This is a genomic window from Rhodoferax potami (assembly GCF_032193765.1).
GTDB lineage: Bacteria > Pseudomonadota > Gammaproteobacteria > Burkholderiales > Burkholderiaceae_C > Allorhodoferax > Allorhodoferax potami.
Genome location: NZ_JAVBIJ010000001.1, coordinates 969,887 through 982,299 on the forward strand (window position 1 = coordinate 969,887; position 12,413 = coordinate 982,299).

13 protein-coding genes are annotated in these 12,413 nt (G+C 57.6%); 2 read left to right on the forward strand and 11 right to left on the reverse strand.

All coding sequences use genetic code 11. The annotated features are described in order from the left end of the window. Positions 1-15 precede the first annotated feature (15 nt). Genes RAE21_RS04635 through RAE21_RS04645 form a run of 3 tightly spaced genes read right to left on the reverse strand, consistent with a single transcriptional unit; the run spans position 16 to position 3,160 of the window. Positions 16-1,290 (reverse strand): acyl-CoA dehydrogenase family protein, encoded by a 1,275-nt coding sequence (locus tag RAE21_RS04635; protein ID WP_313880350.1) that lies wholly within the window; start codon positions 1,288-1,290, stop codon positions 16-18. A gap of 44 nt (positions 1,291-1,334) precedes the next feature. Next, positions 1,335-2,420, reverse strand: coding sequence for a phosphotransferase (locus RAE21_RS04640; RefSeq protein ID WP_313880351.1), 1,086 nt, complete (start codon positions 2,418-2,420; stop codon positions 1,335-1,337). 20 nt (positions 2,421-2,440) lie between these two features. Further along, the gene (locus tag RAE21_RS04645) at positions 2,441-3,160 is read right to left on the reverse strand and encodes a Crp/Fnr family transcriptional regulator (protein WP_313873326.1); all 720 of its coding nucleotides are present in this window, start codon (positions 3,158-3,160) and stop codon (positions 2,441-2,443) included. A gap of 160 nt (positions 3,161-3,320) precedes the next feature. Here RAE21_RS04645 and RAE21_RS04650 point away from each other — a divergent pair, with 160 nt between their 5' ends. Further along, positions 3,321-5,270 carry a type IV pilus assembly protein FimV gene (locus RAE21_RS04650; RefSeq protein ID WP_313880352.1) on the forward strand — a complete coding sequence of 650 codons (1,950 nt, stop codon included), beginning with the start codon at positions 3,321-3,323 and terminating at the stop codon, positions 5,268-5,270. A 30-nt stretch (positions 5,271-5,300) separates the two neighbouring features. Here RAE21_RS04650 and RAE21_RS04655 read toward each other — a convergent pair whose 3' ends face one another. Then, entirely contained in the window at positions 5,301-6,308 is a 1,008-nt protein-coding gene (locus RAE21_RS04655) for a D-2-hydroxyacid dehydrogenase family protein (protein ID WP_313880353.1), read from the reverse strand. Positions 6,309-6,706: 398 nt separating this feature from the next. Further along, the gene (lexA, locus tag RAE21_RS04660; RefSeq protein ID WP_313880354.1) at positions 6,707-7,381 is read right to left on the reverse strand and encodes a transcriptional repressor LexA; all 675 of its coding nucleotides are present in this window, start codon (positions 7,379-7,381) and stop codon (positions 6,707-6,709) included. Between the two features lie 105 nt (positions 7,382-7,486). Here lexA and RAE21_RS04665 point away from each other — a divergent pair, with 105 nt between their 5' ends. Beyond that, the gene (locus RAE21_RS04665; protein ID WP_313880355.1) at positions 7,487-8,464 is read left to right on the forward strand and encodes an asparaginase; all 978 of its coding nucleotides are present in this window, start codon (positions 7,487-7,489) and stop codon (positions 8,462-8,464) included. A gap of 41 nt (positions 8,465-8,505) precedes the next feature. Here RAE21_RS04665 and adk read toward each other — a convergent pair whose 3' ends face one another. The 6 genes from adk to RAE21_RS04695 all read right to left on the reverse strand — a co-directional run bounded on the left by adk (position 8,506) and on the right by RAE21_RS04695 (position 12,358). Continuing rightward, complete coding sequence (gene adk, locus RAE21_RS04670) at positions 8,506-9,162, reverse strand: adenylate kinase (RefSeq protein WP_313880356.1); 657 nt, start codon at positions 9,160-9,162, stop codon at positions 8,506-8,508. Between the two features lie 141 nt (positions 9,163-9,303). Beyond that, positions 9,304-10,068 carry a 3-deoxy-manno-octulosonate cytidylyltransferase gene (gene kdsB / locus RAE21_RS04675; protein WP_313880357.1) on the reverse strand — a complete coding sequence of 255 codons (765 nt, stop codon included), beginning with the start codon at positions 10,066-10,068 and terminating at the stop codon, positions 9,304-9,306. A 1-nt stretch (position 10,069) separates the two neighbouring features. Next, complete coding sequence (locus RAE21_RS04680; RefSeq protein ID WP_296507580.1) at positions 10,070-10,252, reverse strand: Trm112 family protein; 183 nt, start codon at positions 10,250-10,252, stop codon at positions 10,070-10,072. Further along, positions 10,233-11,288 (reverse strand): tetraacyldisaccharide 4'-kinase, encoded by a 1,056-nt coding sequence (lpxK, locus tag RAE21_RS04685; RefSeq protein ID WP_313880358.1) that lies wholly within the window; start codon positions 11,286-11,288, stop codon positions 10,233-10,235. Before lpxK ends, RAE21_RS04680 begins: the two co-directional genes overlap by 20 nt. Before the next feature lie 3 nt (positions 11,289-11,291). Continuing rightward, a complete protein-coding gene (locus RAE21_RS04690) occupies positions 11,292-11,717 on the reverse strand; it encodes an ExbD/TolR family protein (protein WP_313873319.1) in 426 nt (141 codons plus the stop codon). Between the two features lie 14 nt (positions 11,718-11,731). Beyond that, on the reverse strand, positions 11,732-12,358 hold the full coding sequence (locus RAE21_RS04695) for a MotA/TolQ/ExbB proton channel family protein (protein ID WP_313873318.1): 627 nt from the start codon (positions 12,356-12,358) through the stop codon (positions 11,732-11,734). Between the last annotated feature and the right edge of the window lie 55 nt (positions 12,359-12,413).

The following is a 12,413-nucleotide window of genomic DNA, read 5'->3' on the forward strand; positions in this document are numbered from 1 at the left end:
CGCGCTCTGTTGTTATCAGCAGCCGCGAGTGATCGGCATTTCTACGGGGGCGCTCGCAACCGAGTACTTGCCCAGCTCCATTTTTGCGATGGCGTTGCGGTGGACTTCATCTGGGCCATCGGCAAACCGCAGCGTACGCGCACAGGTGTAAGAGTAAGCCAACGGAAAATCGTCGCACATGCCGCCGCCGCCATGGGCTTGCATGGCCCAATCGATGACTTCGCAGGCCATATTGGGTGCCACCACTTTGATCATGGCGATTTCTGTTTTGGCGAACTTGTTTCCGCCCATATCCATCATCCATGCGGCTTTGAGTGTCAGCAAGCGCGCCATATCGATCTTGCAGCGGGCTTCCGCGATACGTTCTTGCGTCACCGTTTGGGCAGCGACGGGTTTGCCAAATGCAATGCGTGAACTGGCCCGCTTGCACATCAACTCCAAGGCGCGCTCCGCAAGGCCAATGAGGCGCATGCAGTGGTGGATGCGGCCGGGGCCGAGGCGACCTTGTGCGATTTCGAATCCGCGACCTTCACCCAAGAGAATGCTGCTTGTCGGCACACGCACATTGTCGAAAACCATCTCCATGTGCCCGTGTGGCGCATCGTCGTAGCCAAATACGTTCAAAGGCCTGATGATTTTGATGCCGGGGGTGTCCGCCGGTACCAAAATCATGCTTTGTTGTGAATGGCGCGGCGCTGTGGTGTCAGTCTTGCCCATGGTGATGTAGACCGCGCAACGTGGGTCACCAGCGCCGGAAATCCACCATTTGCGGCCGTTGATGACGTAATCATCGCCATCCCGTGTGATGCTTGTTTCAATGTTGGTAGCATCACTCGAGGCAACAGCGGGTTCTGTCATCGCAAAGGCGGACCGGATGTGTCCTGCCATGAGCGGCTTAAGCCACCGTTGCTTGGCTTCCTCCGATCCATAGCGTGCAATCGTTTCCATATTGCCGGTGTCGGGCGCTGAGCAGTTAAAGACTTCACTGGACCACATCACCCGACCCATGATCTCAGCAAGTGGTGCGTATTCCTGGTTGGTCAGGCCTGCGCCGTGGAATCCGGCCGCCTCGGCACTGTCAACCGGCATGAAAAGATTCCAAAGGCCTGCCTCTTGAGCCTTGACCTTCAGCGCCTCTATCGTTTGTAAGGGCGTCCATCGCTTGCCTGCCGCAGTATTGGCTGCGATTTCTTCGTGGTACGCGGTCTCAGCAGGATAGATGTGGTCCTCCATGAACTGAAGCAGACGTTTTTGCAGCGCTTGAGTTTTTGGCGAGTAGTCAAAGTCCATGGGGTTCTCCGTTGAGTTGTGGCTGAGTGAGTTGGAGGTAGGTATCAGGCGCGAGTCGCAAATTTCCAGGCCATTTGTGCAAGGGGCCTCGCACCCGCTGCAGAAGCCATGGCCTGAGGGCTGGATGCGGTACCCGCTTCGACCCGTTTGGCAATGCCTTGGAGGATGGCCGCAATGCGGAACATGTTGTAGGCCATGTAGAAGCTCCAGTCTTCCTGCAACTGCGCAGGCGTGGCCAACCCCGTTCGCTCACAGTACCTGGCGATGTAATCATGCTCAGAGGGGATGCCCAAGGCCTGTAAGTCGAGACCTCCGATTCCCCGGAAGTCGCCTGGTGGGATATGCCAAGCCATGCAGTGGTAACTGAAGTCCGCCAAGGGGTGGCCGAGCGTGGACAGTTCCCAGTCGAGTACGCCAATGACCTTGGGCGCGTCGCTTGCGAACATCAGGTTGTCCAGCCGATAGTCTCCATGCACCACGCTCACCAGATTGTCGTTTCGCGCCATCGCTGGGATGTTGGCTGGCAACCACTCCATCAGACGATCCATTTCAGGAATTGCTTGGGTAACGGAGGCGATGTATTGCTTGCTCCAGCGTCCTATTTGTCGCTCGAAGTAATTACCGGGCTTTCCGTACGCGGCCAAGCCGCGCTCTTGAAATTTGACGGTGTGCAGGGCAGAAATCACCCGGTTCATTTCGTCGTAAATGTCGGCCCGCTCGCTGGGTGTCATTCCGGGTAATGACTGGTCCCACATGACCCGGCCCTGCATGAACTCCATGACATAGAAAGCTCGGCCGATGATGCTTTCGTCCTCGCACAGACAGATCATCTCGGGAACAGGGACTTCACTACCCCGTAGTCCCTGCATCACGGCGAACTCGCGCTCTATGGCATGGGCGGAGGGAAGGAGTTTGGCCACCGGCCCCGGTTTGGCCCGCATCACGTAGCTTCGCAATGGCGTGATCAGTTTATAGGTCGGGTTGGACTGCCCACCTTTGAACATCTCCACGCGCAGGGGGCCTTGGTAGCCACCCACATGGCCTATCAGCCACTGTTCCAGCGCAACTTCGTCGATGGCATGGGCTGCACCTACACTTCGCGTTCCCACAAATTGGTCAAATTGGGTCATGGTGGATGGCTCCTCTCGGGCTATAGGTCGGATTCAATGATGCGCATCAGTGCAGCACGGTCGCGAATAACCAACCCACCCGGTTCAATGCGAATCGCCTCCTCACGCTCCATGGCCTTGAGTTCCTGGTTAACGCGCTGACGGGATGCCCCAAGCAATTGGGCCAACTCTTCTTGCGCCAGTTGCAGGCCAATTCGAACTTCGCTGCCATCGCTCAACGAAGGAACTCCGTAGCTTCGCACGAGGTGCAGCAGCTGTTTAGCTAGGCGAGCGCGGAGTGGCAGGGTGTTGAGGTCTTCGACAAGCCCGTAGAGTTGGCGGATGCGGCGGGCATGCAGGCGAAGCATTGCCTCATAAAGCTCGACATGGCTTGCCAATATCTTCTTGAAATCCGCTTTGGCAACGCACAGTACGGTGCTGTCTCCATGGGCATAGGCATCATGCGTGCGGCGGTCGCCATCAAAAATAGCAACGTCACCAAACCAGATGCCCGGCTCAACATAGGTGAGTGTTATTTGCTTTCCGGAAATAGATGTGGAGCTGACCCGCACTGCGCCTTTAGCGCATGCGATCCACTCTTCGGGCGGCTCACCGCGCGCTGCGATCAGATCCCCATCGCGGTAGCGCTTTACATAGGCACACCGCAAAATATCATGCTTGAGCGAAGGCGAGAGGCTCGAAAACCACCGGCCTGCATTGATGGCAGATCGTTCTTCAATCGTAAGAATGGGTTCGTCCATAAGGTGTCTTGAGTGGGCAGGGGAGCGAATGCCGAGGGTCAGATTGTCGTTTGTCATTGCGTTCGCCAGAGGGGCTGTTGTCTCCTGTGTGTCTGGCGACTTAACAGGTGGGGGCGGGCCTCAGTCGTTTGTATGACTTGTGCGAGAATCATTTGTAACAATGAAATCTGTTTTCAAAATTAAAAGCTGTGCGCTTGGCGCCATGTTGCTTGTGGCATCGCTGGGCTCCGAGGCTCTGACGTTGGGCCGCGCGAGTGGTACAGCGCTGATTTCGCAGCCATTCAATTTGTCAATTTCGGTTTCGGCGGCCGCTGATGAAGACGTCAGCGACGTCTGCTTTGAGGCCGATGTTTTCTATGGCGATAACAAGGTTGAGCAAAGCAGGGTAACGCTGGTCTCCGAGGAGCCTGCGGCTGGCCGCACATGGCAGGTTCGTATTGGGGCGCGTTTGCCTGTAGATGAGCCTGTCGTGACGGTCTACTTGCGTTCAGTATGTAGCGCCAAGACATCACGCCGCTATGTATTGCTCGCCGACATAGTGAGTGACACCAGCAAGGCAGTTGCTGCACAAGTGACGCCGGTTGTCCCCCCCGCTTTAAACCGACCAGGAGCGCTCGCTTCTATCCCAGATGCGGATAGCGTCAGATCAGTTCCGAGCAGAGAAAAAAAGACAGATGGCCCTGTAAAGGCGCCGCGAACGTCTCCGTCTGTTCAAGCCAAACAGGTCTTTGAGCCTCCTGTTGTAAAGAGCAAACCGCGATTGAAATTAGCACCCTTGGATCTCACGGTTGAGCGTGATCCGGTGCTTGTCTCTTCGCAGGAGCTTCTAAGCACACCCACTGAAGATGCCCAAAAGAGGGGTGAGGCGGTAGCTCTGTGGCGCGCCCTAAATCTGACGCCTGAAGATATCCTGAAGGACGCTGCGCGCTTCAAAAGCATGGAGGCTGACATTCTCAGTCTGCGCAACGCATCTGGGGAAAATCAAAAACAGATGCGAGATTTGGTGATGCGAGTCGAGCGAGCTGAGAGTGAAAAATACTTCAACCCGCTGGTGATTGGACTCTCTGGCCTGTTGCTTCTTTTATTGGTAGGGGGCGGATGGTTTTTCCGCCGGCAGGCACAGCGAGCGAACGCTGGTAGCGCATGGTGGAGCGGCAGCGGTACGACTGAGGCTGTTCCTGAAACGGTGGAGGTGTCCCCGTCCTTCCTGCAATCCTTGTCGGAACAAGAGCGTGCCGAGTCCAATTTGCCAAAGAGCGAAGGCCAGACCTCTCAGGGCGCTGTCAGCAGCGTGGATATTGATCTGGACATTGGAGCTCACCCCTCTGCCTCCAGCGAGCCTGTGAGCGCTTATGGTCAGAAAGACCAAACATCTGCTTATGCGGATTCACGTGATTTCTCGGTCAGTATGCCGTCCAGTCTCCGGGCGGTGAACAGTCATGAAATGATCGATGTTCGTCAGCAGGCGGAGTTTTTCATGGCTCTGGGGCAGTACGAGGAGGCCATCTCCCTGCTGGAGGGGCACGTCAATGACTCGATTGATTTGAACCCCATGGTTCATATCGACCTGCTGAAGATATTCCACACCTTGAGCCGCAAGGATAAATTCGATCACTATCGACGGGAATTCAATGCGGTGTTTACAGGCTATGTGCCCGAGTTCCAGTCATTTAATCAGGGCGAAGGCAGTTTAGAAAACTTCCCGGAAATTTGTGATCAACTTGTAAAGCTCTGGCCGTCGAAAGAGGCACTGTCGCTCATCGAGTCGTACCTCGTACGCACGCCTGGTTCAACGGCGGATATGCGGTTTGAGCTGGAAGCCTTTAAGGAACTCTTGCTCTTGCATGCTGTCTGCAATCGCTTGGTGCATGCGCTGGATGGCGCTCCACTGTCATTCAGCGCGAACAGGTTGTCGTCCGAAAATGCGTTCGAAGTTCCCACGGGCCCGGGCCCCGTTTCTTTCGGCATTCCTTCGGCGTATCAATCGGGCAACTCTGTAGATTTCGAGCTCGACATCACAGAGGACTTTCAGAAGGCAGCTCCTTCTGAGGTCGATAACTTGATCGACTTCGATCTGCCTCCGCTGGATAGCAAAAAAGCCGGTCCGTGATTTCCCTCACCGGGTGGTGAGGGGCGGTATCTAGCGTCTCACTTGAAGGGCGCCCGGGTTGACGATATTACTGGGTGTGCCTTTGATGTAATTGATTACATTGTCAAAAGCCGCACTGAAATACATTTCGTAGCTGTCTTGCTCCACATACCCGATGTGGGGGGTACAGATGCAGTTTTCCAGACGAAGCAATGCGTGGCCCTGCAGAATGGGTTCCGCCTCAAAAACATCAACCGCCGCCAGGCCGGGACGTCCTCGATTCAACGCACCAATGAGCGCGTCAGTTTCAAGCAGCTCAGCCCTGGAGGTGTTCACGAACAATGCGGTGGGCTTCATGTTCGCCAAGTCTGACGCTGTGACAATGTTCCGAGTCGCATCAGACAGCCGGAGGTGAATAGACAAAACGTCGCTGTTAGCAAAGAACGACTCTTTGTCTGGTGCAGCCGCGTAACCATTTTGAACAGCCTTATCTCGAGACTCTTGGCTTCCCCAGACGCTTACTTGCATTCCAAACGCTTTGCCGAAATCGGCGACCAGTTGGCCGATGCGTCCGTAGCCCCAAATTCCCAAAGTCTTGCCGCGCAATACGTTCCCGAGCCCAAAGTTTGGTGGCATCGATCCGGCCTTGAGCCCCGATTGTTGCCACGCGCCATGTTTGAGGTTACCGATGTACTGGGGCAGGCGCCGCATCGAGGCCATGATCAAGGCCCAGGTCAACTCGGCAGGAGCAACGGGTGAGCCCACACCCTCGCATACAGCGATGCCTCTCTCAGTGCAAGCTTGGACATCGATGTGCGCGCCTACGCGGCCCGTTTGGGCAATGAGCTTCAGCCTAGGCAGTTTCTCCACCAGGGCACGCGTGATCTGGGTGCGTTCTCTCACCAGAACAATGACATCTGCATCCTTGAGGCGCACTGAGAGCTGGCCAATTCCTTTGACGGTGTTGGTGTAAACCTTTGCTTGATAGGCATCCAGCTTGGCAGCGCAATCCAATTTGCGAACCGCATCTTGGTAATCGTCAAGAATCACAATGTTCATATCCAACATTGTGCCTTGTTGACACGCCGCCAAGTCGATCGGCTGAGCGTGTGATCTATGGAGCTTCAGCGGCGGCTAGCCGATCTAGTTCAGCGCACACGTCTGCCATGCGTCCCGAAATCACCATTCTTCCGACATGTGCTCTCGGTTGACCTTGTTCGACCAATCGCACGATTCGCAATGGCCTAGTTTGTGCAGGTTTTGGAGCCCTAGCGCACGCTATGGTTGCGGTGGATGCTATCGAATTGATAGTGTTGGCCACCTTGGATGACGCCGCGAAGGGGCGTCTTGTGCTGGTAATGCAGCGTGACGTGGAGGGAGCAGAAAACCAGTGATGCGGAGCCCATTGGCTCAGGAGACTGAGTGCAAGCGTGCTAATGGTCATACGGTGCTCCTGTTCACATCAACATCGTGTTACGAATCAGGCCCACGGCAAGACCTTCGACTTCGAAAGGCTCACCGGGCTCCACCACGATGGTCTGGTAATCCGGGTTCTCTGCATGCAACTCGATCAGGTGCTTGTTACGGCGAAAGCGTTTGACGGTGACTTCTTCGCCCAAGCGGGCCACGATGATCTGACCATTTTTTGCATCTTTGGTCGCCTGGACCGCCAGTAGGTCCCCATCCATGATGCCTGCATCCCGCATCGACATGCCGCGCACTTTCAGCAAGTAATCCGGTTGCCGCTGAAAGAGGCTGTTTTCTACGTAATAGGTTTGGTCCACGTGTTCCTGCGCCAGGATCGGGGAGCCTGCGGCAACACGCCCGACCAAGGGCAGGGCTAGCTGTGCGAGGCCGGGCAGGGGGAGGGAGAACTGCTTGATGCGTGACTCTTGAATAGACCGAAGGGCGTCGCTTTTGAGGCGGATGCCGCGGGAGGTGCCGCTCACCAGCTCGATCACCCCTTTGCGGGCCAAGGCCTGCAGATGCTCTTCCGCTGCGTTGGCAGACTTGAAGCCCAACTCACTGGCGATTTCTGCCCGTGTGGGTGGCGCGCCTGTGCGCGCAATGGCACTTTGAATCAGATCAAAAATCTGTTGTTGCCGGGCTGTGAGTTTAGGACTTTCGAGCATACTGACTCCTTGGTAACTGTAGAGGCTGTGTGTGCATACACACTGTTTTCTTATCCAGTAACTGTATTTTCAACCAGTTTTTTGAATTTGGCAAGGGCATTGGAAATGGCAACAAAGCGAGTCGTTTTTTTGGGCACAGGTGGAACGATTGCAGGGCGCGCAGGCAATGCAAACGATAACGTGGGGTACCGTGCCGGTGAGGTTCCTGTGGCAGATATCTTGGCTGCAATTGCCGGTATGCCTGAGCGACTCCAAGGGGCCGCGTTGTGCAGCGAACAGATTGCGCAAGTCGATAGCAAGGATATGGACTGGAGTGTTTGGCAATCACTGGCCCATGCGTGCCAACGCAACCTTCAAGACGAAGAGGTGGCGGGCATTGTCATTACCCATGGCACCGATACGATCGAGGAGACGGCGTACTTTTTGCAACTCGCGCTGGCCGATTGCCTTAATGGCAAGCCTGTCGTGCTGACGTGTGCCATGCGCCCTGCCAGTGCCTTGACACCCGATGGTCCGCAGAACGTCTTGGATGCGGTGTCGGTCGCCCTTCATCCAACGGCCAGGGGTGTGATTGTGGTGTGTGCGGGAGCTGTGCATGCGGCCCAACATGTGCAAAAAGCACACACCTACCGCGTCGATGCCTTTGACTCAGGCGATGCTGGCCCCATGGGATGGATGGAGGAGGGCGCCGTGCGTTGGAATTTCGCACCCGATATCTCGTCCAGCTTGCTGGCTCAGCCTTTGCCTGCGTGGGTTGATGCCATTCCCCCCCGAGTGGAGGTAGTGATGAACTATGCAGGTGCTGGCGCGCATGTGATTCAAGCGGTGCTGAATGCCCGTGACAGCGATCCACTGCCCTTGGCAGGCTTGGTGGTGGCGGGAACTGGCAATGGGACAGTGAACGAAGCCCTACAGGCCGCGCTGGTGCGCGCTGCAGGCTTGGGCGTGCAGGTTGTACTGGCCAGTCGCTGTGCGAGGGGTGGCGTGGTGCGCAGCGAAGCGCCGGGCATTGGTTTGCGCGTCTATCCCGGGCTTTCTGCGGTGAAGGCGCGCGTGCAACTGATGTGCGACTTACTGGCGTAAAAAAAGCCGCTGAAGCGGCTTTTCCGTGAGGTTTGCGGCCCTTATTTGGACAATGCTTCCAGCACCCGTGAGGTGATGTCGGACACATCGCCCATGCCGCTGATGGCACGGTAGCGGGGCGCGGTAGCGGGTTCGTTCTGTGCCCAGGTTGAGTAGTACTCCACCAATGGACGGGTTTGGGCGCTGTAGACCTCCAGGCGCTTTTTGACTGTTTCTTCCTTGTCATCGTCCCGTTGGATCAATGGCTCGCCGGTGACATCGTCCTGGCCTTCGACTTTGGGCGGATTGAACTTCACGTGGTAGGTGCGTCCGGAGGCGGGGTGCGAGCGGCGACCGCTCATGCGCTCAATGATGGCCTCGAACGGTACATCGATTTCCACCACATAGTCCAAAGCAACACCCGCGGCCTTCATGGCATCTGCCTGGGGGATGGTCCGCGGGAATCCGTCAAACAAGAAACCGTTGGCGCAATCGGGCTGGGTCAGGCGCTCTTTCACCAGGTTGATGATGAGCTCGTCGCTGACCAGTCCGCCGGATGCCATGACCGCTTGGGCTTGCAGGCCCAAAGGTGTGCCGGCCTTCACGGCAGCACGCAGCATGTCGCCGGTGGAAATTTGGGGAATTCCGTACTTTTGGCAGATGAAAGTCGCTTGCGTACCTTTACCAGCGCCTGGTGCGCCCAACAGAATCAGTCTCATGAATACCTCGGATTGAAAGAAAAGCCAGCGCGTCTCCGTGGGCGCTTGCTTCAGCGCGCTTTTTATGGACGGGCAATTAGCCTTGGAGAATATCACGCCCTAACCGGTGCGGAACTTACAGCGCGCCGCAGTATCGGGCGGTCAGTTGGCGAGGATGATGCGTCTTACCCGTTCAAGGTCTTCCGGGGTGTCCACACCGGGGCCTGGCGCGGTTTGGCTGACATGCACCGCGATACGGTGACCGTGCCACATGGCGCGGAGCTGCTCTAGGGCCTCGGTAACTTCTACGGGGGCTTGCGGCAGGGACGGGAAGGTCCGCAAGAAGCCTACCCGGTAAGAGTAGATGCCGACGTGGCGCAGCGGCGCCGGGTCGGGCAGGGTGTGGATGCCTTGGGCAAATCCATCCCTCCACCAGGCGATTGGTGCGCGGCTGAAGTACATTGCCAATCCGGCGGCATCGGTGACCACTTTGACCACATTGGGGTTCGTAAAGTCCGCAACCTCATGGATGGGATGTGCGGCGGTGCCCATCGTGGCAACCGGGTGGGTTTCCAGCAGGCTTGCAACTGCAGACACCAGCGAGGTGTCAATCAAGGGCTCATCCCCTTGCACATTGACCACAATATCGTCATCCGCCAGACCCAGGAGGCTGCAGGCTTCTGCCAGTCGGTCACTGCCCGAGGGGTGGTCGACCCGGGTGAGCAGGCACTCGATGCTATGCGCCTGACAGGCACTCAGGATGCTGGTGTCGTCAGCCGCAACGACCACGCGCACGTCGGCCGATAACCCGGCCTTTACCCGTTCCGCAACGCGGACCACCATCGGCAGCCCGCCGATGTCTACCAAGGGTTTGTTGGGCAGACGGGTGGAAGCCAGACGCGCCGGGATCAGCACTGTGTAGGCCATATCACCCCTCCAGTTCTGCGTCGCTCAATACCCGGGCTTCGTTCTCCAGCAACACCGGAATGCCGTCCCGCACGGGGTAGGCTAGGCGAGCGCTCCGGGAAATCAGCTCTTGCTTATCGCGGTCGAATTCGAGGGGCCCTTTGGTGACGGGGCAAACCAGCAGTTCAATGAGTCTTGTGTCCATGGGGGAATGATACCGAGGCGTGGGTTATGTCTTGAAGCGCTGTGTCCAGCGCAACCAGAAAATCAGGAGGCAAGGTTTGAATCAGCGGGACAGACCATGCGTCCGGCCAGTGCTGCCAGAGTTTGGTGGCGTCTTTTTCTGTGCAAATAAGCACTTTGCCCTCGTATTTATTGCGCGAGTAGCTATGAAAATCATAGTGATCCGGCAGAGCGTCGGTACTTGCCAGCGTGAGCCCTTGGGCACGCAGCATGCTGAAAAAATTCTCAGGTTGGGCAATGCCTGCTACTGCATGTAATGGCAGCTGGCTGCGCTGCAGCGAAGACAGGGGCATCGTCTGCCCGGCGGCGTTGATGGCCGTGGTCGCCAAAGACCGCTGGGCCAAAAAACCTGGCAGTGTGTTGGGGCCGGTGTGGAGCGTCAATGTCTGGCTCTCGGCTTGACCTGCAGTGGCTACCAGCGCGCGAGGCCAGGCTTGGCGTAGCGGGCCCGCTGGCAACAGGCCACCGTTTCCGAGGCCGCGGGCATCAAACACGCAGATCTCGATATCCCGGCGCAGGCGGTAATGCTGCAATCCGTCGTCACACACCACGTGGGTCGTGCCGGGGTACAGGTCGAGCAAGCGGCGCCCGGCCGCCACGCGATCGCGGCCCACCACCACTGGCACGCCGCTTTTGCGGTGCATCAGCAAAGGCTCGTCGCCCACGAGCGCGGCTGGGCTGTCTTGGGTGACAGGCGTTGGCTCCTGATGGCTTCCACCATAGCCCCGCGAAATAATGCCGGGCCGGTGCCCTTGCGCCAGTAGGTGGGCTATCACTCCGAGCACGGTGGGGGTTTTGCCTGCGCCACCCGCAATCACGTTACCCACCACGATCACCGGCACGGGCAGCGCGCTGCTCTGGAGCAGTCCTGCGCGGTAGGCGGCGCGTTGCAGGCCAGTGAGGGCGCCATAAATCAGGGAGATAGGGGTCAAGGCCCCACGCACCCATCCACCGGAAACCCAGGCCCGGGTGATGGCCGCCTGGACTGCGGGCAGCATGGTTTATTTGCCGCCGTTTCCGGAGGACTGGGTCGCGAAGGTGATCTGATTCATTCCCGAGCGGCGGGCGGCTTCCATGACAGTCACCACGGCTTGGTGCCGTGCACTTGCATCCGCACTGATGATGATGACGGTGTCTTTGCCCGCCTTTGCATTCTCGATGAGGGCCATGGATAGGGCCTCTGTGCTGCGGCCTGCTACCACCTGTTTGTTGATGCTGTAGGCGCCATCTGCGCTGACCGCTACGATCAGTTCTTTGGGGTAATCGCGCTGCGCATCCGCATCCGCGACCGGCAGCTTGAGTTGGAGCTCGGTGAACTTGCTGTAGGTGGTCGACAACATCAAGAAAATAAGGATCACCAACAACACGTCAATGAAGGGGATCAGGTTGATCTCAGGCTCTTCCTGATGGCGGCGCCGGAAGTTCATGGATGCGTCCTTCTTCACTTGCGCAGTGCTTTGAGGTGGCGCACCAGATGCTCAGAGCTCAGCTCCAGTGTCAGCAGATAGGCGTCGACCCGGCCCCGGAAGTAACGCCAGAAAATCAATGCGGGGATGGCGACCACCAGGCCGAAGGCCGTGTTGTACAGCGCAATCGAGATGCCGTGGGCCAGTTGTGCCGGGTTGCCTCCGCCTGTGCTGCCAGGGGCTTGGGAGCCAAAAATTTCAATCATGCCGACCACGGTGCCAAACAAGCCCAACATGGGCGCGGCTGAGGCGATGGTGCCCAGTGCACTTAAGTACTGTTCGAGCCGCTGGGCAACCAAGCGACCGCTGCCCTCCATCGTGGCGCGAAGATCATCTTCGGTGCAATGCGGGTTTGCATTCACAGCACGCAGTCCGGAGGCCAAAACCTGCCCCAGGGCAGAGTTCTTTTCGAGCTGCGCAACCACATCGGGGCCGGGGACCGTGCTCTTTGTCACGCTCAAGACTTCATCCAGCAGGCGGGGTGGCGCCACTTTGGCGGTCTTGAGGCTGATAAACCGCTCAATGACAATGGCCAGAGCCACAATGGAGCATGCAATCAGGGGCCAGATGGGCCAGCCGGCGGCTTGGATGATGGAAAACAAATGCAGATCTCCGCGCAGTTAAAAAGCTGGGGGATTATGGCCCACTGCCGGTTAT